Annotated in this window: 24 protein-coding genes; 17 read left to right on the top strand and 7 right to left on the bottom strand. The window is 33.6% G+C overall.

Going from position 1 to position 26,370, the window contains the following annotated elements:
• Window positions 1–28 precede the first annotated feature (28 nt).
• The 4 genes from lqo (at window position 29) to HMPREF2642_RS04470 (ending at window position 4,469) form a co-directional block, all read left to right on the top strand.
• Window positions 29–1,534 carry an L-lactate dehydrogenase (quinone) gene (lqo, locus tag HMPREF2642_RS04485; RefSeq protein WP_002432748.1) on the top strand — a complete coding sequence of 502 codons (1,506 nt, stop codon included), beginning with the start codon at window positions 29–31 and terminating at the stop codon, window positions 1,532–1,534.
• Between the two features lie 154 nt (window positions 1,535–1,688).
• Complete coding sequence (locus HMPREF2642_RS04480) at window positions 1,689–2,549, top strand: class I SAM-dependent methyltransferase (protein ID WP_030059064.1); 861 nt, start codon at window positions 1,689–1,691, stop codon at window positions 2,547–2,549.
• 157 nt (window positions 2,550–2,706) lie between these two features.
• On the top strand, window positions 2,707–3,261 hold the full coding sequence (locus tag HMPREF2642_RS04475; protein ID WP_002432898.1) for a PadR family transcriptional regulator: 555 nt from the start codon (window positions 2,707–2,709) through the stop codon (window positions 3,259–3,261).
• Window positions 3,262–3,284: 23 nt separating this feature from the next.
• Window positions 3,285–4,469, top strand: coding sequence for an FAD-dependent oxidoreductase (locus HMPREF2642_RS04470; protein WP_030059066.1), 1,185 nt, complete (start codon window positions 3,285–3,287; stop codon window positions 4,467–4,469).
• Window positions 4,470–4,680: 211 nt separating this feature from the next.
• On the opposite strand, the gene HMPREF2642_RS04465 is transcribed toward HMPREF2642_RS04470, so the two are convergent.
• The 3 genes from HMPREF2642_RS04465 to HMPREF2642_RS04455 all read right to left on the bottom strand — a co-directional run bounded on the left by HMPREF2642_RS04465 (window position 4,681) and on the right by HMPREF2642_RS04455 (window position 8,095).
• The gene (locus HMPREF2642_RS04465) at window positions 4,681–5,571 is read right to left on the bottom strand and encodes a fructose bisphosphate aldolase (protein WP_002432552.1); all 891 of its coding nucleotides are present in this window, start codon (window positions 5,569–5,571) and stop codon (window positions 4,681–4,683) included.
• Window positions 5,572–5,927: 356 nt separating this feature from the next.
• Window positions 5,928–7,289 carry an FAD-dependent oxidoreductase gene (locus tag HMPREF2642_RS04460; RefSeq protein WP_030059068.1) on the bottom strand — a complete coding sequence of 454 codons (1,362 nt, stop codon included), beginning with the start codon at window positions 7,287–7,289 and terminating at the stop codon, window positions 5,928–5,930.
• A 218-nt stretch (window positions 7,290–7,507) separates the two neighbouring features.
• Window positions 7,508–8,095, bottom strand: a complete 588-nt coding sequence (locus HMPREF2642_RS04455; RefSeq protein WP_023351068.1) for a hypothetical protein — start codon at window positions 8,093–8,095, stop codon at window positions 7,508–7,510.
• A gap of 339 nt (window positions 8,096–8,434) precedes the next feature.
• Here HMPREF2642_RS04455 and HMPREF2642_RS04450 point away from each other — a divergent pair, with 339 nt between their 5' ends.
• Window positions 8,435–9,331, top strand: a complete 897-nt coding sequence (locus HMPREF2642_RS04450) for a hypothetical protein (RefSeq protein WP_070474513.1) — start codon at window positions 8,435–8,437, stop codon at window positions 9,329–9,331.
• A 46-nt stretch (window positions 9,332–9,377) separates the two neighbouring features.
• Here HMPREF2642_RS04450 and HMPREF2642_RS04445 read toward each other — a convergent pair whose 3' ends face one another.
• Entirely contained in the window at window positions 9,378–9,806 is a 429-nt protein-coding gene (locus tag HMPREF2642_RS04445) for a hypothetical protein (RefSeq protein ID WP_070597696.1), read from the bottom strand.
• A gap of 282 nt (window positions 9,807–10,088) precedes the next feature.
• Here HMPREF2642_RS04445 and HMPREF2642_RS04440 point away from each other — a divergent pair, with 282 nt between their 5' ends.
• Window positions 10,089–11,426 (top strand): aspartate aminotransferase family protein, encoded by a 1,338-nt coding sequence (locus HMPREF2642_RS04440; RefSeq protein WP_030059072.1) that lies wholly within the window; start codon window positions 10,089–10,091, stop codon window positions 11,424–11,426.
• 104 nt (window positions 11,427–11,530) lie between these two features.
• Here the strand turns inward: HMPREF2642_RS04440 and HMPREF2642_RS04435 are convergent, their stop codons facing one another.
• Window positions 11,531–12,979: an APC family permease gene (locus HMPREF2642_RS04435; RefSeq protein ID WP_030059074.1), complete on the bottom strand. Its 1,449-nt coding sequence runs from the start codon at window positions 12,977–12,979 to the stop codon at window positions 11,531–11,533.
• A gap of 375 nt (window positions 12,980–13,354) precedes the next feature.
• Here HMPREF2642_RS04435 and HMPREF2642_RS04430 point away from each other — a divergent pair, with 375 nt between their 5' ends.
• The 5 genes from HMPREF2642_RS04430 to budA all read left to right on the top strand — a co-directional run bounded on the left by HMPREF2642_RS04430 (window position 13,355) and on the right by budA (window position 18,886).
• Window positions 13,355–14,050 carry a YoaK family protein gene (locus HMPREF2642_RS04430; protein ID WP_002432493.1) on the top strand — a complete coding sequence of 232 codons (696 nt, stop codon included), beginning with the start codon at window positions 13,355–13,357 and terminating at the stop codon, window positions 14,048–14,050.
• A gap of 29 nt (window positions 14,051–14,079) precedes the next feature.
• Window positions 14,080–14,964, top strand: coding sequence for a cidABC operon transcriptional activator CidR (locus tag HMPREF2642_RS04425; protein ID WP_002432944.1), 885 nt, complete (start codon window positions 14,080–14,082; stop codon window positions 14,962–14,964).
• Between the two features lie 410 nt (window positions 14,965–15,374).
• Complete coding sequence (locus tag HMPREF2642_RS04420) at window positions 15,375–16,325, top strand: L-lactate dehydrogenase (RefSeq protein ID WP_002454082.1); 951 nt, start codon at window positions 15,375–15,377, stop codon at window positions 16,323–16,325.
• A 59-nt stretch (window positions 16,326–16,384) separates the two neighbouring features.
• The gene (gene alsS, locus HMPREF2642_RS04415; RefSeq protein WP_030059078.1) at window positions 16,385–18,049 is read left to right on the top strand and encodes an acetolactate synthase AlsS; all 1,665 of its coding nucleotides are present in this window, start codon (window positions 16,385–16,387) and stop codon (window positions 18,047–18,049) included.
• Window positions 18,050–18,181: 132 nt separating this feature from the next.
• On the top strand, window positions 18,182–18,886 hold the full coding sequence (gene budA, locus HMPREF2642_RS04410; protein ID WP_002432571.1) for an acetolactate decarboxylase: 705 nt from the start codon (window positions 18,182–18,184) through the stop codon (window positions 18,884–18,886).
• A gap of 66 nt (window positions 18,887–18,952) precedes the next feature.
• Here the strand turns inward: budA and HMPREF2642_RS04405 are convergent, their stop codons facing one another.
• Window positions 18,953–19,828, bottom strand: a complete 876-nt coding sequence (locus HMPREF2642_RS04405) for an oxidoreductase (RefSeq protein ID WP_070474504.1) — start codon at window positions 19,826–19,828, stop codon at window positions 18,953–18,955.
• Window positions 19,829–19,903: 75 nt separating this feature from the next.
• On the opposite strand from HMPREF2642_RS04405, the gene panB reads away from it, so the two are divergent.
• From panB to HMPREF2642_RS11810, 6 genes are all read left to right on the top strand, one after another.
• On the top strand, window positions 19,904–20,722 hold the full coding sequence (gene panB, locus HMPREF2642_RS04400; RefSeq protein WP_030059089.1) for a 3-methyl-2-oxobutanoate hydroxymethyltransferase: 819 nt from the start codon (window positions 19,904–19,906) through the stop codon (window positions 20,720–20,722).
• Window positions 20,715–21,569: a pantoate--beta-alanine ligase gene (panC, locus tag HMPREF2642_RS04395; RefSeq protein WP_070597695.1), complete on the top strand. Its 855-nt coding sequence runs from the start codon at window positions 20,715–20,717 to the stop codon at window positions 21,567–21,569. The genes panB and panC overlap by 8 nt, the downstream gene beginning before the upstream one ends.
• A complete protein-coding gene (gene panD, locus HMPREF2642_RS04390) occupies window positions 21,569–21,952 on the top strand; it encodes an aspartate 1-decarboxylase (RefSeq protein WP_030059091.1) in 384 nt (127 codons plus the stop codon). The genes panC and panD overlap by 1 nt, the downstream gene beginning before the upstream one ends.
• Window positions 21,953–22,140: 188 nt before the next feature.
• Window positions 22,141–23,034, top strand: a complete 894-nt coding sequence (locus tag HMPREF2642_RS04385) for a zinc ribbon domain-containing protein (RefSeq protein ID WP_002432610.1) — start codon at window positions 22,141–22,143, stop codon at window positions 23,032–23,034.
• Complete coding sequence (locus HMPREF2642_RS11815) at window positions 23,035–23,595, top strand: TcaA second domain-containing protein (protein ID WP_256276634.1); 561 nt, start codon at window positions 23,035–23,037, stop codon at window positions 23,593–23,595.
• A 2-nt stretch (window positions 23,596–23,597) separates the two neighbouring features.
• Entirely contained in the window at window positions 23,598–24,479 is an 882-nt protein-coding gene (locus HMPREF2642_RS11810) for a hypothetical protein (RefSeq protein WP_256276633.1), read from the top strand.
• Between the two features lie 78 nt (window positions 24,480–24,557).
• Here the strand turns inward: HMPREF2642_RS11810 and HMPREF2642_RS04375 are convergent, their stop codons facing one another.
• Window positions 24,558–26,240, bottom strand: coding sequence for a CocE/NonD family hydrolase (locus HMPREF2642_RS04375; RefSeq protein ID WP_064212216.1), 1,683 nt, complete (start codon window positions 26,238–26,240; stop codon window positions 24,558–24,560).
• Window positions 26,241–26,370: the final 130 nt, after the last annotated feature.

The raw sequence follows: 26,370 nt of genomic DNA, 5'->3' as shown, positions 1-26,370 counted from the left end.
ATTTTAAATTATTTGAGAGGTGAACAACATGGCAAAGTCTGAGAAAAAAGACGTTGTATTAATTGGTGCCGGTGTACTTAGTACAACATTCGGTTCAATGTTAAAAAGCATCGAACCTGAATGGGATATCCATTTATATGAACGTCTAGATCGTCCCGGTATTGAAAGTTCAAATGAACGAAACAATGCGGGTACAGGACACGCTGCGTTATGTGAATTGAACTATACAGTTCAACAACCAGATGGTTCAATTGATATCGAAAAAGCAAAAGAAATCAACGAACAATTTGAGATTTCTAAACAATTCTGGGGTCACTTAGTAAAAAGTGGACAAATTGAAAATCCTAGAGAGTTTATTCATCCATTACCACACATTAGTTTCGTACGTGGTAAAAATAACGTGAAATTCTTAAAAGATCGTTATGAAGCAATGAAAAACTTCCCAATGTTCGATAATATCGAATATACAGAAGACTTTGAAGAAATGAAAAAATGGATTCCGTTAATGATGGAAGGTCGTGAAAATAACGGTGGCGTTATGGCGGCTAGTAAAATTGATGAAGGTACAGACGTTAACTACGGTGCTCTTACTCGTAAAATGGCTAAAAACCTTCATGACTCTTCAAACGTTGAAGTACAATACAATCATGAAGTTGTAGACTTTGAACGTTTATCTAATGGTAAATGGTTAGTTAAAATTAAAAACCGTAATACTGGTGATGTATTTGAACATCAAACAGATTATGTATTTATTGGTGCCGGCGGTGGAGCGATTCCACTTCTACAAAAAACTGGCATTCCAGAAAGTAAACACTTAGGTGGATTCCCAATTAGTGGTCAGTTTATTGCTTGTACTAACCCTCAAGTTATTGAACAACACGATGCCAAAGTATACGGTAAAGAACCACCTGGCACACCACCTATGACAGTTCCTCACTTAGATACGCGTTATATCGATGGTGAAAGAACATTATTATTTGGACCATTCGCGAATATTGGACCAAAATTCCTTAAATTTGGTTCTAACCTTGATTTATTCAGATCTGTTAAGCCATATAACATCTCAACATTATTAGCTGCAGCAATTAAGAATGTGCCATTAATTAAATATTCAATTGATCAAGTGATTATGACTAAAGAAGGTTGCATGAATCACTTACGTACATTCTATCCTGAAGCACGTGATGAAGATTGGCAATTATACACAGCAGGTAAGCGTGTACAAGTTATTAAAGATACTGAAGAGAATGGTAAAGGCTTCATTCAATTCGGTACTGAAGTTGTGAACTCTGAAGATCATTCAGTTATCGCTTTATTAGGTGAATCACCAGGAGCTTCTACTTCAGTTTCAGTTGCATTAGAAGTATTAGAACGTAATTTCCCTGAATATACTTCTGATTGGAAACCGAAAATTAAAGAAATGATTCCTTCTTATGGAGAATCATTAATTAATGATGAACAATTAATGAGAAAAATCCGTAAACAAACTTCAAAAGACCTAGAACTAGGTTATTATGATAAAGCTAAAAAATAGAATAGATATTTTTAACGTGTGAGATGTAAAGATGTCTCACACGTCTTTTTTATATACAAATATTTCACCTCATGCCTAGAATATTAATTAATTTTAATAAATAAAGGTAAGAGATACAATGGAGTCAAAGTTAGAGTCGAAGGAGTTTGATGATATGACAAATGAAAATATCTTTGATCAACAGTTTTGGAAAGAGGCTTGGGACAATGATCCTAATACACAAGATAAAAGAATGAAACGTGCAGGTTTAGGTCAACCTGATGCTCCAGGCTTTGAAAAATGGGCTGAAAATTTTAATAAAAATTCTTTTACTGAAGAGAGTCAAAAAAGAGTAAAACGAATTATGTCATGGATTCAGAATCAAACAGGAGGATTTGAAAACCTAAGTATACTGGATGTTGGTGCTGCTTCAGGAGTGTTTAGTATACCGTTCTCAAAAGAAAGCGCTAAAGTTACTAGTCTTGAACCCTCATCCATATTGCACGGTATGTTAAAAGATAATGCGCAACATTATGGTGTAGAGATTGAAACAATTAATGAATCATTTGAAAATATTGAAACGACAGAGATTAAAAAATTCGATTTAGTCTTTGCATCAATGTGTCCTGCAGTAACAACATGGGAAGCCGTGGAAAAAGCTATAGATATAGCTCATCAATATGTTTATGTCAGCTTAATAGCAGGACCTAAAGAAAACTCAATCGTGGATGAGGTCGTTGCTTTTCTTGAATTAGAACCTTCGCCGATGACTGCTGATTTATATTATTTATTGCAGCTACTTTATTGCAATAACTATACGTATGAAACCTTAATTGAGCGTCATACACAACATGCTGAAAAAAGTGTAGATGAAGTCATGCGTCAATTACGTTCTTGGTTAAAAGAAGTGGAAATTGAAATGAATGCGCAACAAAAAGAGAGTATTGAACAATATTTACGAGATAAATATGGCGATCATGTACCCGTAGTTACAGGTGGTAAGTTTGGGAAAGTACTTATCACATTACAAGACTAAATGTATTGAAGGTACGACTTCTAAATGCCGTTTTAACAGTATTTGTTAAAATGGTATTTATTTTTCGAAAAATTATTACGATATATCGTTGACATATTTCGATATATCGCTTAGGATATTGATATATCGAAATAACAAATAAAGAAAGGTGATTTAAATGTTCAGAAGAAGACCTGAAATGATAAGACAAAGAATGGAGCGATTTGAAGGATTTGATTTTGGCAGAGGATTTGGTGGTCCGAGAGGCGGCGGTCGTGACCGCTTTTTCAAGAAAGGCAATTTACAATTTGTCATTCTTAAAATGTTGAAGGAAGAATCACGTCATGGATATCAAATTATTAAAGATTTAGAAGAACGTTTTAAAGGCTTCTATTCACCTAGTCCTGGATCTGTTTATCCTATCTTACAAATGTTAGAAGATAGAGAATTTGTATCAATCTCTAAAGATGGTAAAAAGAAAGTGTACTCAATCACTGAAGAAGGTGAGAAGTTCTTAGAGGAGAATATTAATAATGATGAATTTACACAACGAATGGAACAGTTTCAAAATATAGACTTTGAGCAATTAAAAGCATCAAGAGAACAATTACATGAGGTGTTCCAAGGATTTATGAAAGCGAGTCAGCAAGCACTACAAGATGAAGAATTGAAAAAAGAGTTTGACCAATTTGTAGAAGAAACAAAAGCACGTTTGGAACAATTTTCTAAATAAAAATAGATAGTGGGGGAGTTCAAATGAATATAAAAGATGTTAAAAGCGTAGGTATTATTGGAGGAGGACCTGGTGGATTAATGCTAGGACTTCTTTTGCAACAACAAGGATTTGAAGTGTCAATTTTTGAGAAAGCTGGGTTAGATGTAAATCGAGACCGTGGAGGTTCCTTAGATATTCATGAGGAGAGTGGCCAGTTACCATTAAAAGAAACAGGTATTATTGATCGATTTAGAGAGCTTGCTCGTTTTGAGGGTGAAGATACTCGCGTTTTAGATAAAAATGGTAAGGTTTATTATGAAGAAACAGCCGATCCTGAAGTTGAGGGAGGACGTCCAGAAATTGATCGTGGTGAACTATGTGATATCATCAGTGAACAATTAAGTGAAGGCACAGTAATATATGGTAAAGCGTTCGAATCACTTCGTCGCTTAGACAATGGACAAGTTGAAGTCTCATTTGTTGAGGGAGATACAGCTGAGTTTGACTTTGTAGTTGGGGCTGATGGAGCATTTTCAAAAGTGAGACCTTATTTAGCAAATGTGGACGTAGAATATAATGGTATTTCAATGGTTGAACTAAATGTAGAAGATGCATACAATCAATATCCTGATTTAGCAGCGTTTAATAAAAATGGGAAAATGATGGCATTTGGTGACCATAAAGCAATTCTTGGTCAAGTGAATGGCAATGGAAGAATTAAAGTATATATGTCTTATCAAATGGATTATGAGGAATTTGAAAAATTTAAAGGAATGAGTAAGTCAGAAATTAAAGAACAGTTGTTACAAGATTTCTCGGACTGGGACGAAGATTTAAAAAAATATATTGAATATGCTGGTGATGATGTACTCTTACGTCGAATTTACAAATTGCCTATAGGGTTTAAGTGGGAGAATCAATCTAATCTCACTTTAATCGGAGATGCAGCGCATTTAATGAGTCCATTTGCAGGCGAGGGTGTTAATATGGCATTCTACGATGCATATTTATTAGCGAAAGCACTTAAAGAGAATAATAATTTACAAGATGCGTTGAAAGAATATGAAGCATCTATGTATGAAGCTTCAGAACAGAGTGCAAGTGAGTCTCAAGCTAATTTAGAAGAAATGTTTGGTGATGACGCTGCTCAAAAATTTGGCGATTTCTTTAATCACATTGGTGAATTGTTTGAAGAGCATCAAGCACAAAAATTAGATAATAAATAATAAAAAGTATAAAGAAATGCCGTGTGGTCAAATAGATTACCACACGGCATTTTATATTAGGTTAAGCAAGATAATGTTGCATAACCGGAATGATAGACGGGCTTCAGTGAGCAGGTTTTTCGGCAGAAACTCTCAAAGTCTCGTCAAAACTACAAAACAGTTTTGCTCGCTTTTCGGTTCTGCTCAAAACCTAAGCGCTCACTTCCGCACCTTAATTTTTATTTACTGATGCGTCATAGATTGAATCTACTGCGTCGCCTAACGCTTTATCGAATTCTTCTTGAGATTGGCTAGCGCGTAAGTCGCTTGCTAATGCACGTGAGAAGCTTGCGATTAATTCATCGTTGTCTTTTAATAATTTGTTAGCTTCGTCTCTGCTATAACCGCCAGATAATACAACGACACGTACAACGTTAGGATGGTCAGCTAATTCTTTGTATAAGTTAGCTTCAGTAGGAATAGTTAATTTTAACATTACTAATTGATCATCATTTAATGCGTCTAAGCCTTTTTTGATTTCAGCTTTTAATACTTTTTCAATTTCAGCTTTGTCTTTTGCATTAATGTTTACTTCTGGTTCGATGATTGGTACTAACCCTTTAGCAATGATTTTTTTAGCAAATTCGAATTGTTGTTCAACAACGTCTTTGATACCTTGTTCATTTAATTCTAAGATATTAGAACGCATTTTAGTACCAAAGATATGACGTTCATTTGCACGGTCTAATGTTTCGTCTAAGTCATTGATAGGTTTCATTAATTGAACACCATTTTGTTGTTCAGCTAAACCTTTATCGACTTTTAAGAAAGGTACAATACCTTTGTCAGCTAAGTAATCACCAGTATATTTACCTTCTACTTCACGATCCATTGTTTGTTCGAATAGAATTGCACCTAAGATTTTATCAGGTGAAAATGATGGTGAAGTTACTACGCGAGTACGCATATCATGTACAAGTTGGAACATCTCATCTTCATTGCTATATTGGTCTTCATTAATGCCATATTCTTTAAGCGCTTTAGGAGTACTACCGCCACTTTGGTCTAATGCTGCGATAAATCCTTTGCCATTAGTCATTTTTTCTAATTGTTCTTTATTCATACTTTCCACTCCTTAACTTAACTTTCATTTATAGTATGATAAAAAATATTTTTTATCTCAAGCTTTTCAACTCGAAAAATGTGTAAAAGTATTCTGAATATTGTATTAAGTCATAAATTTGACGTAAATTAGAATTATATTGCTGACAATGTAAAAGTATAAGGCTTATTTCTTATCAAGTTGAAGTGAAAATTTCATAGGGTACATAAGGTCTTCATATAGCTCAAATGTTTTTAAGAATATTCCTTACATCGCTCTGAAACTTTAAGAAACCTATACCATGAATATAAAAAACTCAGTGCAAAAGTTTTGTGTACTTTTCACACTGAGTATTGATATATGCAACCTAAATCAGTTTAGAATAGCATTTTGTCACTACCGAACGTATCACCAAGCGCTTGTTGAGCAAGCACGTTGAGGTAATTCCATGGACGATCGTAGTCAGGTTGGAAGAAGAAATCTTGTACGGCTAATTGTTCTAGTGTATATCCTGCTGATATCGCCATAGAAATTGTATTGATAGAAGCTGTAACATCTTCTGTAGACATGACTTGTCCACCTAAAATTTGATGACTATCTTCATCGTAAATGATTTTCATGTGAATTGTAGTTTCGTCTTGCATGAATTTTGGATGGATCAGTTCTTCAACATATTTTTGACCTAAATTGCCATCATAACTATCAGCTTCTGTACCGTGTACACCAGTTTGTCCAAATTTATAATCAAATAATTGCAATCCAGATGTTCCGGATACTCTTGGCATAGTCATATTTTTACCAGTCATATTTTTTGCTGCTACGACACCTTGACGACGAGAGTTTGTCGCTAAAGCAATGTAACGATCTTCTTCAACTGGAGCGAATGGTACAAGTGTTGCGTCGCCACCGGCATATACATCTTTAGCAGAAGTTTGTTGTTGATGGTCAATATTGATAATACCTTTTTCGCCTAATTCAATTTTGCCATCTAACCATTCAGTTGCAGGTGTAACACCGACTGCGAATAAAACAGTATCTGCTTCATATTCATTTTTATCGGTTACAACTTTTGTTACGTTTCCATTGTCATCACCAGTTAATGATTGAACGGTTTCACCGCCTTTGAAGTAAAGACCATGTTTTTCTGAATTTTGTTGTAAAATGTCAGTGAATTCTTGATCTAAATACGTATTTAAAATTCTATCTGCAATGTCAACTATCGTTGTTTCAATACCTGCTTTAGCGAAGGCTTCGGCAGCTTCGATACCAATATAGCCACCACCTACGACAACCGCTTTTTTAGCTTGAGGCATGCGTTGCTTAATTTGATCTGCCCATTCACGACCACGCATAAATAGTACGTTATTATACTGATCAATGCCGTCAATTGGAGGAGTAACTGGTTTACCGCCAGGACTTAAGAACAATTTGTCATACGTTACTTCATTAGATTGTCCATTTTGTTCTACAGTTATCATTTTTTTATCTGTATTTAAGTCAGTAACAGTACTGTTTACATGGATGTTAACTCCTTGTTCTTTATAAGAAGCTTTAGAAGCATAGTGTAATGAATCTAATGACGGTGAAACATCTTCTAAATAGCTTTGAATACCACAAGATAAGAATGAAGGTTTATCTCCACTTTCAAATACATGAATTTCAGCATTTGAATCTTCTTTTAAAAGTGTTTCAATCACTTCATAACCAGCATGTGATGTACCAACGACTACATATTTCATGATTAAATTCCTCCTTAAGACTTTGTTAATCTATAGTAAAATGCGTAAGCATTATTAGAATTAATGTTTACATTATTATTATTTCCGTTTTAATTATCGATTATTCAATTTATCATTGCTATAATGTTGGATTTCAAAAAATCGTCAAAAAAGGGCCATACCATAGTGATGAAACACTATCATATGACCCTCTATCAATAAAATTTAAATTTATTAGATTATGAAGTTTTTTCTCTACGTTTGCGTCCGCCAATTAATAATCCGCCTGCTAGAAGTGACGTACCAGCGATTAAATCCATCCCTACATGTGTGTCATTATGACCTGTTTCAGGAAGTGAAGATTTAGAATGCTTTGGTAAATCAGAAGATTTTACGTCTCCTACATAGAATGAATTAAGTTCTCTAGTAGAATCAACGGCTACTTCTTTTTTGGCCACGTGTTTAGGTTCTTTATAAGGTTTTGTTGTGATATCTTGGCCAGTATAACAATCTTCGCTATTCAAAGTGCTATAATTACCAAAGTTTCCACTTTTATATTGAACCTCACCATCTTTATAAACTTTATAAGTACCCACACCTGCACCAGATTTATTATTAATACCGATTTCGTAGTAGTCCCCTTTATCTTTTACGGCATTGAAATTCTGTAAGTTGGGATTGCCACCGCTGTTTTTCATAGCTTGTTGTGCTACGTCTTTTGCATTATTTGCAGTTACTTCATCCGCTTTTGCTTCAGAAACATTTGCAGTCGTAAATAATACTGCCCCAGTTATTACAGTTGTTGCAATAAGAGAAACCTTGTTCACAATGATAACCCCATTTCGAATTTGAGAATTTAGAATTTGAAATAATGTTTTCTACGCTTTTAGTGTACCACCTGAATAAAATAATCATACCGGTTTAAAAGAAACATTATTGAAACTTTAAGATAAGTTAAAGAAGTTAATATATCCTCACGATTTGTTCATATTTACTTATCAATTTATTCATAAAATGTCTTCGATAGAGTGCAATCAACATGTGATATGTAATTTTAAAATAACTATACACTTTAGTTTACATACACTATATAATTAATTTATATAGTAGTTTATATGTATTAAGCATCAAGCTATTCATTTTCAGAAAAAAGGGGATTAATAGGTATGAAAAAAATGGTGAGTGCATGTCTAGTGACATCTTTATTATTAGCAAGTTGTAGTACGGGGCAAAGTAATGACAATAAAGGAAGTTCAAATCTTTCAGACGATAAATCTCAGTCATCTAAAAGTAATAAAAATTCTAAAAATAATAATTCAAATCATGCATCAAGTCAAAGTTCTAATGACAAGAGTCAAGAGGACGCTAATCAGGAGAATACGCATTCAAATACTTATTATGCGAAAGTATGGTTAACGGCATTAGAAAGCTATAGGGGAAACAGTGATATAAAATTTGACGATTTAGATATTAAACATGGGGATGTTTCAGGTAAATTAATTGATCCTTATTTACCTGATGTTTCTGTAAAATTTCCAGAAGGAACTGAAATTTTGACTGCAAGCGTTCATGCTGCTGGGTCAGTCTATTATAAAAATAATGGAGACGGTACGATAACGATTTATCCCGTGCCATCACAATTTAACGGTCCGATTTACGGTGATGAATATGGCAAGAAAGAATCACAACGTGTACTAGACAAAGCTTCAACTGTAAAATTATATGACGCAAGTGATAGTGAAATTAATAAAATAAGTGCATTAATGTCATCAGAACCTGCAAGTTATGGAGATCCAATCGATACTCAATCAAGTTCAGATTCAGATGATGATAATAGTTCAGATAGTACTACAGTGACACGAAGTAATGTAATCGATTTGGTGGAAGATTATGAAGGACACAAATTAGATACTGACACATATACTTACAAAGAGCCTGAAGAAGACAGTGATGGCAATTGGGGATTCTCATTTACAGATAAAGATGGGGAACTCGCAGGCTCTTACATTATAGATCAAGATGGCATTGTTACTAAGTATGATAAACATGGTGATGAGGAATAATAAATAGTAAGAAAGGTCCAGAACAAATAGCTTCTGGGCCTTTTAATTATAAGTGTTTCTTAGCAATCGTAGGTATACTGATAGCCATGAGAATCATGAATAAGATATGAGCTTCCATCCACAATGCATATGCATTCCAACTGAATTTAAACAATGAACGTTGGGCAATCGCAATTAAAAATGGGTACATGACTATAAAAATAATCGTTAAAGGAACAAATGCTAAGTAATATAGGGGCTTGGAGTAATGATAAATAATTAAAAAAACGATATAGATTACGATATCTATACTTAAATGAATCAACCCTTCAACAATTGTAGGCACTTTCTTCGGGTCAATTAAGAAATCAATATTAAGTAATAGCTGGGTTAAATGCGTCTTTTGAAATAGAACGTCCATCACAATAGTAGTGATTAATAATATAGCGCTGATGACAATTGCACTTAATAAATGATAACCATATCTAAGCCACATAAATTTATCCTCCATAATAATTTTACTTTTTATTATTCCCATAATTAAACAATTTAGACATTTCTATTTGAGTGGTTGAATTCATTTTTAAATTAATAAACCCAAACAATATTTTAATAATTCAGAAAATATTTACAAATCAGAAAATTATTAGTATATTGAGTACTATCATATTACTGGGAATTCATTTTAAGACTGATAAAAAGTGACTCAAAAGCGTTATGAGAAGGAATAATACAGTATAAGAAATGGATGATAAAGCCTAGGGAAGGTGAATTTATCATGAGTAAAGCAAAAAATTTAATTAATGAAGATGAAAAGTATTTCGCTAAGTCAGGACGTATTAAATATTATCCTTTAGCTATTGATTATGGCTATGGTGCGACGCTAGTAGATGTAGATGGAAAGGAATATATAGATTTATTATCAAGTGCAAGTTCGCAAAATGTGGGGCATGCACCTAAGAAAGTCACAGATGCTATTAAAAAACAAGCAGAAAAATTTGTTCATTATACGCCAGCATATATGTATCATGAACCACTTGTACGTTTATCAAAGAAGATTTGTGAAATAGCTCCTGGAGATTTTGAAAAAAGAGTAACGTTTGGTTTAACTGGATCTGATGCTAATGACGGTATTATTAAGTTTGCTCGTGCCTATACCGGACGTCCCTATATGATTAGTTTCACAAACGCATACCACGGTTCAACGTTTGGCGCTTTATCGATGTCAGCTATTAGCTTAAATATGCGAAAACACTATGGACCATTACTTAATGGTTTTTATCATATTCCATTTCCAGACAAATATAGAGGGATGTTTGAACAATCAACATCTAATACAGTGGAAGAATATCTTGCGCCTCTCAAAGAAATGTTTGCGAAATACGTTCCAGCAGAAGAGGTCGCATGCATTGTAGTAGAGACAATACAAGGTGATGGAGGCTTACTTGAACCTGTATCAGGTTATTTTGAAGCCCTACAAGATTTATGTCACCAGCATGGTATTTTAATTGCAGTTGACGATATTCAACAAGGATTAGGACGTACAGGTAGATGGAGTTCTGTGGATCATTTTAACTTTACTCCTGATTTAATTACTTTTGGAAAGTCTCTAGCTGGAGGTTTACCAATGTCAGCTTTGGTAGGTCGTAAAGAAATTATGGAAAGCCTTGAAGCGCCAGCGCATTTATTTACTACAGGTGCCAACCCTGTTAGTTGTGAAGCGGCATTAGCTACATTAGAAATGATAGAAGAGGAAGATTTATTAACCGCTGCCACTGAAAAGGGGAACTACGTACGCCAGCGAATGAATCAATGGATGACACAGTTTGAGAGTGTAGGAGATGTACGAGGTGTTGGATTATCAATAGGTATAGATATTGTGTCTGATAAGGAAATTAAGACACGAGATTCAGAAGCAGCATTGAAAATTTGTAATTATTGCTTTGAGCATGGAGTTGTAATCATTGCAGTCGCAGGAAATGTATTGAGATTTCAACCACCACTAGTAATTACTTATGAACAACTTGATACAGCACTCGATACCATTGAGAATGCACTTAAAGCATTGGAAAAAGGTAACTTAGATCAGTATGAAATTACCGGTCAAGGATGGTAATGAATCAAAAAGATTCTCATTTTATTAAAACTAAATGAGGATCTTTTTTTTATAAAAAAAGGCACAAGTGCTGTAAAAACAACACTTGTGCCACTTAGTATTTATTATTTCGGTGCGTGATATTCTTCTTCATCATTTTTCTTAGAGTGTTTCAGTCCATAAAGTAAGTAAATAACAATACCTACAACGAACCATATTAAAGTATATAATTTAGCTTCAAAGCTTAGTCCCCAGAATACAAGTAATACGAGTACAAATGTAATAGCTGGTAATACTGGATATAATGGTAATTTGAAATCTGGTTTTGGTAAATCCTTACCTTCACGTTTTCTTAAGCGATACATTGCCAGTGATACAAACATAAATGCTACGAGTGTACCTGCAGAAATTAATTGTGCTAAAAAGTTGAATGGGAACATTGAACCTATTACCACACCAATAATTGTTAAAATAAGTAAAGCTCTGTTTGGTAAGTGCTTATGATTTAATTGACTTAACCATGAAGGTAGTAATCCGTCGCGACCAAATGAATACAATAATCGTGATCCGGCTAACATCATACCGATTAAAGCAGTGAACATACCGATAACTGAAATCGCTTGAACCACTGCCGCTATAATTCCATGGCCACTTTTACGTAGAGCCCAACCTACTGGTTCAGCATTGTCTGCATATTGTGAGTAATGGAACATACCAACTAAGACTAATGCCACGGCTACAAATAGTACAATGGCTACTGCAAGAGAACCTAAAATCCCTCTAGGCATTGTTTTTTGAGGGTTAATAGCTTCTGCAGAGTTTGCAGCAATTGAATCAAATCCAATATATGCTAAGAAAATCATTGATACACCAGCATATATACCTTGCCATCCACCAAAATCACCTGATTTTGTAACTTTATGCTCAGGCACAAATGGTACGAAGTTACTAAAGTTGATTGCTGTTAAACCAACAATGACAAATAAGATAATTGCCAAAACTTTAAGTATAACTAGGATATTTTCCATGCGAGCGGCTTCAGTCACACCACGAGAAAGTAATAACGCAGTTAATATAATTACGACAGCAGCGATGATGTCTATTACACCGCCTTTATTGCCGAAAGTATTCGACAACGCGTTAGGTAATGTGATACCAATCGGGGCGATAAGACCTCTTAAGTTAGCTGAAAATCCGGAAGCAACAAAGGCTACCGCAATAAAGTACTCAGCAAGTAATGCCCATCCAGCAACCCATCCGAAGAATTCTCCAAATAATACATTAATCCATGAATATGCTGATCCTGCGAAAGGCATAGTCGATGCCATTTCAGCATATGTAAAAGCTACAAGACCAGCCACTATAGCTGCTAATAGGAACGATAAAGCTACTGCTGGACCGGCGTGCTCTGCAGCAACAACTCCTGGTAGAGTGAAAATGGATGTAGAAACAATTGTACCGACACCTAACGCAAGAAAGTCACGAACACGTAATGTGCGTTTAAGGTGTCCATCTTTATTTTGATAAATTGTTGGATTCTCTTTACGAGTAATCCGGTTAAAAAAACTAGACATAATAAACCTCCACTTACTAATAAGACATCTATTTCGAGCAGTCATGGTGTTTATAGAGATTGTTATAGTCCTTATATAAACATCACGAGTGACCAGCTATTTCTAATAATTTATATCATAGCATAGAATTTTCTTATTTTGTCTAAAAATTCTGAAAAATTAAAGCTTTTCTATCTCTCTTTTGATGAATAAATCAAATGTAAGCATTTCACGAAATGATAAACTTGATTATATCAGATATACAAAAAATAAAAATAGAATTTTTAACGAAATTTTTACCAATATTTTACAATTTACATTTATGGGTTATAAAACGGATAAATTAACATTCTATAGTGGCAAGGTGTAAAATATGATTGAAAAAATAGAAAAGAGGTGGTAGCTATTTCATTAGACAAATATCTCACACAAAATATTTATCAATTTAAAGAGATGGCTATTGCATTGACATTTGTTGGTGGATATATAGATGCTTATACCTTTTTAGAACGTGGAGGCACTTTAGCAGCGGGTCAAACTGGTAACCTCATCTTTCTAGCTTCTGAAGTCTCTCATCATAACCTTGATGGTGGATTGTTAAAGATTATTTCAGTTATCTCATTTATGATAGGTGTCATGTTTGTTTCATTAATACATGCGAAAATAGCTACAAGATATTGGCGTCTTATCGCTTTACTACCAATCACAATGAGTAGCATCACAGTGGGTTTTATACCTGCATCAATACCGAACATCTATATTATTCCACCTTTAGCATTTAGTATGGCCATGCTTACTACTGCGTTTGGTAAAATAGAAGGTGAAGGATATGCTAACACATTTTCAACAGGTAATTTAAAAAAAGCTGTGATTGCGCTAAGTGAATTTATTATAAATAAAGACAAAGTACAATTGAGTAAATCATTGCTTTACATTAGAATAGTAATAAGTTTTGTTGTGGGGGCTATTATATCTGCGTTACTTCAAAAATATATGGGAATCTATACAATTTTAATAGCTGCATTCATTTTAATTAGCGTTTTAATATTTTATAGCTTTCTGATTTATCGCAGAGAACGTAATATTCAGTAATATTAATTTGCATAAGGATGAGTAAAGAAATGGAAATTAAACAGATAAAATATTTCGTAGAAGTCGTTCGCCAAGGGGGAATGACACAAGCGTCAGAACATTTATATATTGCTCAATCAACGATTAGTAAAGCTATAAAAAATATCGAGAATGAATATGATATTACTTTATTCGATCGTTCTCAGAAACAAATTAAATTGACAGATATTGGCCAAACATTTTATGACAATAGTCTAGAATTTTTGGCTCTATTTGAGAAACTATCATTAGAAATGAACGATGTAGTCAATGTTCAAAAGGGCCATATTAAGATAGGACTTTCACCCATGATGAATGTTCAAATGTTTACAAATGCGCTTAATCAATTTCACAAGTTATACCCTAATGTGACATACGAAGTCATTGAAGGTGGAGGGAAAATAGTAGAGAACTTAACTGCTAATGACGATGTAGATATAGGTATAACAACGTTGCCTGTGGACCATTCATTATTCCATTCTGTTTCCTTATACAATGAAGAGTTATTACTAGTAGTCAGTAACGATCATCATCTCTCGGATATGGAAAAGGTAGACCTAGCAGAATTAAAAAATGAAGAATTTGTATTGTTCCACGATGATTATTATCTTAAAGATCAAATTATAGAAAACTGTAAACGTATAGGTTTCTATCCTAAGACAGTCGCTAACATCTCACAAATTAGCTTTATTGCTAACATGATTCAACAAGGTATAGGTATTAGTATTGTACCTGAAAGTTTAGTACGTTTAATGGGAGATAATGTAACGTCCATTCAATTAGAAAATGTAGAACTCTCATGGCATTTAGGTGCCATATGGAGAAAAGATGCTTATTTAAATTATGTAACACGCCAGTGGATAGACTTTATTTCAACACTCCAACCAGTTAAATAAATTTTAAACGCGACTTCTAATTAATTTGTTAGAGGTCGTTTTAGTTTATAAGAGAATATAAAATTAAAGAAAAATGTTTCCATAACGCGTATATTATTTACCACGATTTACGATTAAAAGATCTCATAGCTATTGATATATTATATTTTTCTATATATAAACCATTCCTTTTAAGAATACTTATAATCGTTATTATGTATTTTATTAATACATGTTTTCGTACTATAATTAATTATGTAATAAAGTTAGTCACTAAATAAAACATTTTGAACAAATTGTAACAATTTCGTCACTGAAATAGTGATTTTATAACTAAGGACAATTAAAATTCTAGTTATTTTAATGAAAATATTATAAAAATAAAACTAAGCACATTAATTGTGTCACTTTATTGCGAAGGAGTCGTTAAAATGAAAAAATTTAGTAAAAAAGTTGTATTAATTGGTGATGGATCAGTAGGTTCTAGCTATGCATTTGCTATGGTTACTCAAGGGATTGCAGATGAATTTGTCATCATTGACATTGCGAAAGATAAAGTAGAAGCAGACGTGAAAGATTTAAATCACGGCGCACTCTACAGTGCATCACCAGTCGTAGTAAAAGCTGGGGAATACAGCGATTGTAAAGATGCAGACTTAGTTGTCATTACAGCAGGTGCACCACAAAAACCAGGAGAAACACGCTTACAACTTGTAGAGAAAAACACTAAAATTATGAAAAGTATTGTATCAAGTGTAATGGATAGTGGTTTCGATGGTTTCTTCCTAATCGCAGCTAACCCTGTTGATATTTTAACTCGCTATGTTAAAGAAGTCACAGGCTTACCAGCTGAACGCGTTATTGGTTCAGGTACTGTTCTTGATAGTGCGAGATTTAGATATTTAATTAGCCAAGAGCTAAATGTTGTGCCATCAAGTGTACATGCAAGCATTATCGGTGAACATGGTGACTCTGAACTTGCAGTTTGGTCTCAAGCAAATGTTGCAGGTATCTCAGTATTTGATACTTTAAAAGAACAAACAGGCAGTGAAGCTAAAGCTGAAGAAATATATGTGAACACTAGAGATGCTGCTTACGATATCATCCAAGCTAAAGGTTCTACTTATTATGGTATAGCTTTAGCGCTTTTACGAATTTCTAAAGCATTATTAAATAACGAAAATAGTGTTTTAACTGTATCAAGTCAACTTAATGGGGAATATGGACATAAAGAAGTTTACTTAGGTGTCCCAACATTAATTAACCAAAATGGTGCAGTTAAAATATATGAAACACCTTTAAGCGATAAAGAGAAACAATTATTTAAGCAATCAGTTCAAACACTTGAAGAAACATACGACTCAATTAAACATTTAGTATAACGCATGCTTAAAATTCAAAAGAAATAAAGAAATTAAATTTTTGAAAGGATATGAAATGAATGGCTGACAAACAATATTCAGCAGCAGATATGGTAATTGACACTTTAAAAAATAATGGAATTGAATATGTATTTGGTATTCCGGGAGCAAAAATTGACTACTTATTCAATGCATTAGAAGATGATGGTCCAGAATTAATTGTTACACGTCATGAGCAAAATGCTGCAATGATGGCACAAGGAATCGGACGCTTAACTGGTAAACCAGGCGTTGCACTTGTAACGAGTGGTCCAGGAGTTAGTAATTTAACAACTGGATTACTTACTGCTACATCTGAAGGTGATCCAGTATTAGCAATCGGTGGTCAAGTTAAACGCAATGACTTATTACGTTTAACACATCAAAGTATTGATAACGCAGCACTATTAAAATCATCTACAAAATATAGTGCTGAAGTACAAGACCCAGAATCTTTATCAGAAGTGATGACTAATGCCATGCGTACAGCAACGTCAGGTAAAAATGGTGCAAGTTTTATTAGTATTCCACAAGACGTTATCTCTTCACCAGTTGAAGCTAAAGCAATTTCACTTTGTCAACAACCTCAACTTGGTGTACCAGCTGAAAAAGATGTTCAAGCAGTCATTGATGCTATCAAAAATGCAAAATTCCCAGTTTTATTAGCTGGTATGAGAAGTTCAAGCCAAGCTGAAACAGAAGCTATTCGTCAGTTAGTTGAAAAAACAAGTCTCCCTGTCGTTGAAACATTCCAAGGTGCAGGTGTGATTAGTCGTGAATTAGAAAATCACTTCTTCGGTCGTGTAGGTCTCTTTAGAAACCAAGTTGGTGATGAATTATTAAGAAAAAGTGATTTAGTAGTCACAATTGGTTATGATCCAATCGAATATGAAGCAAGTAACTGGAATAAAGAATTAGACACTAAAATTATTAATATCGATGAAGTTCAAGCAGAAATCACAAACTACATGCAACCAGTCAAAGAATTAATTGGTAATATCGCTGGTACAATTGAACTTATTTCAGAACATGTTGATGAACCATTTATTAATCAAGATCATTTAGATGAACTTGAAAAATTAAGAGCAGAGATTATTGAGGCTACTGGTATTAAAGCGACGCATAAAGATGATGTGATGCACCCAGTTGAAATCATTGAATCTATGCAAAAAGTTTTAACTGATGATACTACAGTAACTGTAGATGTTGGAAGTCACTACATTTGGATGGCACGTAAATTTAGAAGTTATAATCCAAGACATTTATTATTTAGTAACGGTATGCAAACACTTGGAGTGGCACTTCCTTGGGCAATTTCAGCTGCACTTGTCCGTCCTAACACACAAGTTGTCTCTGTAGCTGGTGATGGTGGTTTCCTATTCTCAGCTCAAGATTTAGAAACAGCTGTACGTAAAAACTTAAACATTATTCAATTGATTTGGAATGATGGGCGCTATAATATGGTTGAATTCCAAGAAGAAATGAAATATCAACGTTCTTCAGGTGTAGACTTTGGTGCCGTTGATTTTGTTAAATATGCAGAATCTTTTGGAGCAAAAGGTTTACGTGTATCTAACCAAGAAGAGTTAGAAGCAGCTATAAAAGAAGGTTATGAAACAGATGGTCCTGTATTAATCGATATCCCAGTTAACTACGAAGATAATGTTAAATTATCTACAAACATGTTACCGAATGCTTTAAATTAATTTGAAAGCGTATGTGTTTGTTAAATCATTTTCCAGGATATAAAAAAGAACGCATTCTAGAGAGATAGGTCATCTTTAGTTTGCGTTTCTTAAAGTAATAAGAAATGAATATTAATAGGAGTGAAAAGTAATATGACTAATGTATTGTACCAACACGGAACGCTAGGAACTTTGATGGCAGGTTTATTAGAAGGAACTGCTTCAGTTAATGAGTTACTAGAACATGGGGATTTAGGTATTGGGACACTTACAGGTTCAAATGGTGAGGTCATTTTTATAGATGGTAAAGCTTACCATGCAAATGAACATAAAGAATTTATTGAATTAACTGGCGATGAAATGACACCATATGCTACAGTCACTCAGTTTAAGGCAGACAAAAATTTCAGTATTTCAGATAAAAATCAAGACGATGTTTTTGATGAAGTTAAAAAAGAGATGACAAGCGAAAATATGTTTTCTGCTGTGAAAATTTCAGGTACATTTAAAAAAATGCATGTACGTATGATGCCTGGTCAAGAACCACCTTATACACGTCTTATTGATTCAGCACGTAGACAACCTGAAGAAACACGTGAAAATATCAAAGGTTCTATTGTTGGATTCTTCACACCAGAATTGTTCCATGGGGTGGGTTCAGCAGGATTCCACATTCACTTTGCTAATGATGATCGCGACTTTGGTGGTCACATATTAGATTTTGAAGTAGATAATGTTAATGTAGAGATTCAAAACTTTGAAACGTTTGAACAACACTTCCCAGTAGATGCGAAATCATTTACTGACGCTGAAATTGACTATCAAGATATTGAAGATGAAATTAGAGAAGCTGAATAACAAAAGTTAATCCCAAAGGCGATAGATAATGTCGCTTTTGGGATTTTTTTATGAATTGATATTCAATTATAAATCTTTGGTTTCTATAAATTTAAGATGATAAGCCTTTAAGAAAGTATAAACTGTATCTAGATAAGGCGTGTTAAGTTTATGAAATCTAGCCTTTTGATAGATATACCCCTGAATAGCTTCAACCTCTAAGGGTTGCTGATTTAAAACATCATAATACATACTTGTTCCCATTTCATCAGGATAACCTTGATAAATCTTCATAATGTCATCGATTGTCTGATCTGGAAAATGAATCCCCTCTGATTGAGCAACTTGTAACCCATCGTTAAGAATAGAACGACATATTTCTTTCATGTGTGTTGATTGTAATATTTTAGCGGGTTGATGCCCTATAGCAGTAATTGAATTAATTCCCAAGTTAACAAGAAGTTTATACCAAATTTTGTTTTGGATATCACTTTCTAAAATAAGTTCAATCTTAGAAGAAGAAAGCTGCTGTTTTAACTTACGAGTATCTGATGAGTCTTGTAGATGTAAGCGATAATCACGAAAGTGAGTGATTTTATCGTTTCTTTTTTGACCACTAATATAGACAACAGCTTGATAAACATGTTGGTGAGGAATATGTTGTGATTGACCATAACCATTTTGGGCTAAGATTATAAGTGAATCTTTATGGGCTATAGTTGGTAATTGCTTAATGACGTTTTGAAGTTGATGTGTTTTAACAGCGATGATTATGACATCGAATGAATGATGCGTGTTATCGTATGAAACAACATCAATGTTTTGTGCTTGAGAAGTATTTTCCGGGAAATAGGTCATTGTTTTATTATGGCGACCAATGAGTTGTGTATCAGGTAAGACAGCTTTTAATTCAGCAGCAATCGTTGTTCCAACAGCCCCTGGACCAATAACGGCAATTGTCATAATATAATTCTTTCCTTTCTTGGTGCAATTCATTATACTATTGCTAATAATAAAGGAAATTGAGGTTGAAATGAATTGAAAACATTAAGTCAATTGATAAAGATGAAAGACGAGCAAACTAAAATTTCTATGGTAACAGCTTATGATTTTCCGAGTGCAAAGCAAGCAGAACAAGCTAGGATTGACATGATCTTAGTTGGAGATTCACTTGGAATGACCGTATTAGGATACGAAAGTACAGTTCAAGTGACCGTTGAAGATATGATTCATCATGGAAAGGCTGTGAGAAGGGGCGCACCTAACACATTTGTAGTTGTTGATATGCCTATAGGGACTGTAGGTGTATGTGATGAAGATGATTTGAAATATGCACTTAAACTTTATCAAGCAACACAGGCGAATGCTTTAAAAGTAGAAGGTGCACATCTTGTTTCATTTATTCAAAAAGCAACACGTATGGGTATTCCCATTGTTTCTCATTTAGGACTTACACCACAAAGTGTTGGTGTGATGGGATATAAATTACAAGGGGGAACGAAGGAAGCGGCAGTACAACTGATTGAAGATGCAAAAGCTATGCAAGAAGCAGGCGCAGTGCTTCTAGTATTAGAAGCAATTCCAAGTGATTTAGCTCAAGTCATTAGCCAACAATTAACGATACCAGTGATTGGCATTGGCGCTGGGAAAGAGACTGACGGTCAGGTATTGGTTTACCATGATCTGTTGAATTATGGTATAGATCGACAGGCCAAATTTGTAAAACAATATGCTGACTTTTCAGTTGGTGTGGATGGTTTAAAACAATATGATAATGAAGTGAAGTCAGGTGAATTCCCTTCAGAAGCTCACACTTATAGGAAAAAGATTATGAGCGAGGTCGACATCAATGACTAAAATCGTTACAACTATTAATGATATGCAAGAGATTGTGAAGTCATACCGTTCTCAAGGGAAGACAATAGGCTTTATACCTACAATGGGAGCATTACATGATGGTCACTTGAAAATGATGCGTATGTCAGTTGAGAACAATGATGTAACAGTCATTAGTATATTTGTTAATCCTTTACAATTTGGACCGAACGAAGATTTTGATGCATATCCACGTCAAATTGACCAGGATGTTAAAGCTGTAGAAAGTATTAATGTTGATTACGTCTTTTATCCTAGTGTGGAGGAAATGTACCCTGATCAGTTAGATATTACGCTTAAGGTAGGACGTTTAGCTGAAGTGCTTGAAGGTGCACAACGACCAGGGCACTTCGAAGGAGTAGTCACAGTAGTAAATAAACTATTTAATATCGTTAGTCCTGATTATGCTTATTTTGGGAAAAAGGATGCGCAACAGTTAGCAATAATTGAAAAAATGGTTAAAGATTTTAATCATCCTATTCAAATTGTTGGTGTCGATATTGTACGTGAAGATGATGGGTTAGCTAAGAGTTCTAGAAATGTATACTTAACTCAAGAAGAACGAAAAGAAGCTATTCATTTAAATAAAAGTTTGCAAATTGCACGTGATTTATATGAAAAAGGTGAGAGACAAAGTTGTGTCATCATTCAAAGTATTACTTCTTATTTAAACAACAATACTAGTGGACACGTTGATGAAGTAGCTATCTACAGTTATCCAGAATTAGTTGAACAGAAATGGATGAGCGGACAAGTTTTTATTTCATTAGCAGTTAAATTTTCAAAAGCACGTTTGATAGATAATATGATTATTGGAGAGGGCAAATAATGATAAGAACGATGATGAATTCTAAGATTCATAGAGCGAGGGTCACGGAGTCAAACTTAAATTATGTAGGTAGTATTACGATAGATTCGAATATCTTAGATGCGGTGGATATTTTACCTAATGAAAAGGTCGCTATTGTGAATAATAATAATGGTGCCAGATTTGAAACATATGTTATTGCTGGAGAACGTGGAAGCGGTAAAATTTGTCTAAATGGTGCAGCTTCTCGTTTAGTAGAAGTGGGTGATATCGTCATTATAATGACTTATGCACAATTAAATGAAAAAGAAGTTAAAAATCATTCACCCAAAGTAGCAGTTATGAATGAGTACAATGAAATTATAGAAATGATACATGAGAAAGAGAACTCGATTGTGCCATAAAAAAGCAATACCTAAAACTTAAAGATATATGAAAGATTATTGCTGAGTTACTAATGAGTAGCTCGGCAATTTTTATATTAAAAACTAGGATAACACTAATATTATTATATAAATATAAAATTATATAGATAACAATATAAATATGGTATATAATCTAAAATATCTTAATAGTGGAGGTCCAAACATCTATGAATTGTCCTAAATGTGGCCAGAATATTCAACCAGAAGACGTCTTTTGCGGTAACTGTGGTACTAAGCTTCAATCTGTTACTACAGAAACTACTGGGATAACATCATCAGAAACTACAAATAAAGAGACATTAGATAAACGAACTAAAGAAACTAAGGAGCATGTACAATCAACACTTACGGATGTTAATCATCATCAAAATATTAATCAATCTGTAGTCAATCAAAATGATACACATCATCCTGTTAATCAAACATTTGAACAGGCACGTACAAATGAGAAAGATTTTCTTAATGAATTAAAAGAATTTTTTATTAATGCTTTTAAACGACCAGATCAAGTTATTAAAGATAATCAAACATTTAGTTTTAGAATACTGATTACTCTTATTGTTGCAGGACTACTGTTGATAAGTTTATTTACTACTATGCTTATTCCGAGTCAAGTAGGTTTATTTGAAATACAAAAAGAAGATATCTTACTTAGATTTGTTTTAAGTTTAGCTATTATCTTAGCAATTCATATTGGAATTACATATGCGGTGGTAAGATTAACAGTTATTCCTGAAATCAAGTTCAATAAATTATTATCAGATTATGTAATCATCAATACGTTTACAGTAGCTTTATTAATTTTCTCAGGAATAATTTTTGCATTAAATTCATATAAATTTGCGGCACTTATTTTTATTGTTATGTATCTATTTTTTACAATATCACCCGCGTATATCCTCGGGAAATATAGTTCATTGTATGAAACTAGAATTTCAGGTGTTTACGGCGTGATTATTTTGATATTTGCTTTAGCCATCATAGCTTTAATCTTTGGGGAAAACGTGATTGAAAGTGTAGTAATGCAAGACTTAAGTAGATTGTTCGGAAGAGTGATTTAATTGAGATTTTGTAAATATTGTGGAAACCCATTAAATCCCAATCATAAAGTATGTACACGTTGTGGTAAACCTACAGGATACTCTGAACAGTCTATGTCTAGAAATGATGTACGTCTACCTTATCCCCCAGGGCGTTATAGTGATGCTTATCAATTTAAGAAACCGAATAAACCATTAATTATTATTTCAATTTTAGTAGCAGTCATCGCCATTACTTTAATAAGTGTGTTCATATTTTTAAAGCATCAACTGTCTCCAGAACAAAGTGTGGATCAAATTTCAGATGCACTTAAGAAAGAAGACCATCGTCAACTTTCTAAATTACTCACTTCTGATGGAAAGAAGCTTAATGATAATCAAGCACATGCATATCTTCGATTTTTAAAAAATGAAGGAAAATTAAATGAACTTTCTCAAGATTTAAAAGATAGTCTGAAAAATTTGAAGACGTCTAAAGCTAAGACGCATACAATAAGTATCAATCAATTAGCAATTATTAAAATAGAGAAAAATGGTAAACGTTTTGGAGTGTTTGACCATTACACGTTTAATATTCTATAGCAATGTATTCACATGATGATGGGAAAATTAATTATGATTACAATGGTCAAACTCATACTATCAATTTAAAAAAGGATGAATCCGTTGAAGTAGGCACATTTCCACTTGGTAATTATCAACTCGATGCCAAAAAACAAGTTGGTAATCAAACATTCAAGGGTAATATAACTATTTTAATGACACCAGCACGTTCTATCGTTAAGGAGAATTTTAAAGAAAAACGCTTTATGATTAAGCCTAATCATACTTATAAAGTAAATGATATTAAGTTGTTTATTAATAATAAAGTTGATGAACGTTTCGATGAAAATAAAGTATATGGACCATACAATTCAAATGATAATATTATGGTTCATTTAGAGGGAAAAATTGGAAAACATACAGTTAAGACAAATAGTGAACGTGTAGGATTGCCGGAAGGAACTGAAGAGTATAAGACAATCGAACTATCTTTTAATAGTGAAGAAATCAATAAATACGAAGATGAATCTAATGAGTCTGATGACTCTAGTGGCTCTGATAAAGATGACAAAGAAAAGAAAGATAGGGACGATGGCGACAAAGGTACATCTGAAGATCATAAAAGTAAAGAAGATGAGGATAAAGAAGATAAAGAAGATAATACTGAGAAAAGAGTGAAGGCTGACTTAACGCAAACAGAAGCGATAAATATCATTAAGAAGTATGAAAATGATAAATTTGAAAGTAAAGATTATTCTTTTGAGCTGCAACCCTACCAAAGTAGCGGTGAAAATATCGTAAAGGTAAAGAATAATAAAGGGAAACTTGTTTATACATACCGTATTAACACTCCAATTAAATTTATATATAAAACAGACTCTGACAACAACTACATTTCATCAGGAGTCTATGAAGGAATTTAATTACTAAAATAATTTTTAAAAGATGAGCTTTAGGAAGCTTGGGCATAAAATTGTCTTAACTTCCTAAAGCTTTTTTATTTATTGAGGTATAATTGGGATAATTAATTGAGAATCATAGTTAGCACCAGTATGAATATAGTGATGTCCTTTATTAACTGTTTCATGATGTTCATAACGTGTACTTAAACCAGGAGAGCTAGTGCCTTTAATAATTTCATTTCCTTTTATAACTACAACGAGCGTTTCACCTTGTTTAAAGTAAGTACTTGAAGGTAAAATTTCTATTTCAATTGGTACAATCTCGCCTTTTTTCAATTTTAATTCTTGTTCGTGTTTATGCCATGGTTGTATAATAGTAGATTTTTCATCATCTAATTTACGGTGAGATACTCTTAACCAACCTGTAGCAACTTGTCCTTGTTCAATATGGTTGAAGTCAGGGAAATTAACTTCATTACCTTGTCTATCTAATTTTTTAATACCTGCGAATATCTCCATATCATCTGCTTCGTTAGAAGAAACCCATAGTTTTAAATTCATATTTCCAGTTAACTCTGTATCTTCAGAAAATGTATATGTGAAACGTAGTGACTCATTATCTTTTTCAGAGTGATAGTGTGAAACATGAGTTTGTTTTGGTTTATCTAAATTGAGGGAATGATTCTCTCCGTCTAGATATAGAGCTGTATATTGTGTATTAGGTATAGGGAAATCAGATGCTTCACGATAATGTCCTTGATAGAACTTCTCACGGACTTCATAAGTCACAGTTGGGGTATCTTTCCAATCGTTGTCCTCTTTTTTAAGGTAATAATCAAAGAATAACTTTTGCTTCTCTAAATTTTCACGCGCATAATAGCTTTCCCACTCTTTTCGACCATGAACATATAACCATTTATTAACTGAGCTTGCTTGTTTAAAGCCTTCAAATGTACCACGATTGTGTAAACCTTGTGTAGACCAACTGGCACAAGTAAATAACGGAATTCGAATTTGAGGAAGAGGTACTTGATGTGCTTTCCAATAGCTATCAAAAAGTGTGTGATCTTTTTGAGCTTGAATTAAACCTTCAATATTTGGATTATTTGGCCATCTAGCGAAAATGCCTTTAATCCAAAAACGGAAAAATCCTGTATCAGGAATTCCGCCATGAAAAGCGACCTCTCTATACATATCATTTAATCCTTCCCAAGGAATCATAGCTTTTAAGTGAGGAGGATTGAGGGAGGCTACCCACCATTGAGTCACTGCTAAATAAGAGACTCCATTCGTTCCAACATTACCGTTGGACCATTCTTGTTGTGACGCCCATTCAATGACTTCATAATAATCTTTAGCTTCACGTTTTGACCAAGGTGATAGAATGCCATTTGAACCTGAACTACCTCTCAGTGCTACTTTGACTACTACATACTCATTTGGTACCCAAAATCCAGGATCAGGGGATTCCTCAGGTGTAAAACTAGATGTTGCTATATTACCTAAGGTAGGCCATTTTGCCCCCATGTTAGTGATTTTAGGTTTGTTATCTTTACCATATGTGTCTGCTGACATGACAACTGGAAAACGACCTTCCTTATTAGGTCTAAAAATATTTAAATATAGAGTTTCACCGTCTTTCATGATAACTTCTACATCTTTTTCCATTATCATCTCTTGATTACCATATTGGACGCTATCTACAACGATATAATTGAGCCCTTTATGAACATCATTAACATCAGTTACATTTAATTCTGGATTACCTAATAAATGATTCATTAATGTGACCTCCTTTTATTGAGAATGGTTTTCAATACACTTTCATCTTACTAAGCGTGTTTATAATTAACAATAATCATTTTCTTAAGTTTGTCTAAAACCCAACAGAATGCTTATAATTGTGGAAAGA

This window comes from Staphylococcus sp. HMSC055A09 (genome assembly GCF_001809655.1).
GTDB lineage: Bacteria > Bacillota > Bacilli > Staphylococcales > Staphylococcaceae > Staphylococcus > Staphylococcus capitis.
The sequence above is the reverse complement of the archived record's forward strand: the minus strand, read 5'-3'. Positions and strand labels throughout refer to the sequence as shown.

What these genes read in the sequence shown, in the direction of transcription:
- lqo (WP_002432748.1), top strand. Translation starts at nt 29, where the DNA reads ATGGCAAAGTCTGAGAAAAAAGACGTTGTATTAATTGGTGCCGGTGTA.
- HMPREF2642_RS04480 (WP_030059064.1), top strand. Translation starts at nt 1,689, where the DNA reads ATGACAAATGAAAATATCTTTGATCAACAGTTTTGGAAAGAGGCTTGG.
- HMPREF2642_RS04475 (WP_002432898.1), top strand. Translation starts at nt 2,707, where the DNA reads ATGTTCAGAAGAAGACCTGAAATGATAAGACAAAGAATGGAGCGATTT.
- HMPREF2642_RS04470 (WP_030059066.1), top strand. Translation starts at nt 3,285, where the DNA reads ATGAATATAAAAGATGTTAAAAGCGTAGGTATTATTGGAGGAGGACCT.
- HMPREF2642_RS04465 (WP_002432552.1), bottom strand. Translation starts at nt 5,571, where the DNA reads ATGAATAAAGAACAATTAGAAAAAATGACTAATGGCAAAGGATTTATC.
- HMPREF2642_RS04460 (WP_030059068.1), bottom strand. Translation starts at nt 7,289, where the DNA reads ATGAAATATGTAGTCGTTGGTACATCACATGCTGGTTATGAAGTGATT.
- HMPREF2642_RS04450 (WP_070474513.1), top strand. Translation starts at nt 8,435, where the DNA reads ATGAAAAAAATGGTGAGTGCATGTCTAGTGACATCTTTATTATTAGCA.
- HMPREF2642_RS04445 (WP_070597696.1), bottom strand. Translation starts at nt 9,806, where the DNA reads ATGTGGCTTAGATATGGTTATCATTTATTAAGTGCAATTGTCATCAGC.
- HMPREF2642_RS04440 (WP_030059072.1), top strand. Translation starts at nt 10,089, where the DNA reads ATGAGTAAAGCAAAAAATTTAATTAATGAAGATGAAAAGTATTTCGCT.
- HMPREF2642_RS04435 (WP_030059074.1), bottom strand. Translation starts at nt 12,979, where the DNA reads ATGTCTAGTTTTTTTAACCGGATTACTCGTAAAGAGAATCCAACAATT.
- HMPREF2642_RS04425 (WP_002432944.1), top strand. Translation starts at nt 14,080, where the DNA reads ATGGAAATTAAACAGATAAAATATTTCGTAGAAGTCGTTCGCCAAGGG.
- HMPREF2642_RS04420 (WP_002454082.1), top strand. Translation starts at nt 15,375, where the DNA reads ATGAAAAAATTTAGTAAAAAAGTTGTATTAATTGGTGATGGATCAGTA.
- alsS (WP_030059078.1), top strand. Translation starts at nt 16,385, where the DNA reads ATGGCTGACAAACAATATTCAGCAGCAGATATGGTAATTGACACTTTA.
- budA (WP_002432571.1), top strand. Translation starts at nt 18,182, where the DNA reads ATGACTAATGTATTGTACCAACACGGAACGCTAGGAACTTTGATGGCA.
- HMPREF2642_RS04405 (WP_070474504.1), bottom strand. Translation starts at nt 19,828, where the DNA reads ATGACAATTGCCGTTATTGGTCCAGGGGCTGTTGGAACAACGATTGCT.
- panC (WP_070597695.1), top strand. Translation starts at nt 20,715, where the DNA reads ATGACTAAAATCGTTACAACTATTAATGATATGCAAGAGATTGTGAAG.
- panD (WP_030059091.1), top strand. Translation starts at nt 21,569, where the DNA reads ATGATAAGAACGATGATGAATTCTAAGATTCATAGAGCGAGGGTCACG.
- HMPREF2642_RS04385 (WP_002432610.1), top strand. Translation starts at nt 22,141, where the DNA reads ATGAATTGTCCTAAATGTGGCCAGAATATTCAACCAGAAGACGTCTTT.
- HMPREF2642_RS11810 (WP_256276633.1), top strand. Translation starts at nt 23,598, where the DNA reads ATGTATTCACATGATGATGGGAAAATTAATTATGATTACAATGGTCAA.
- HMPREF2642_RS04375 (WP_064212216.1), bottom strand. Translation starts at nt 26,240, where the DNA reads ATGAATCATTTATTAGGTAATCCAGAATTAAATGTAACTGATGTTAAT.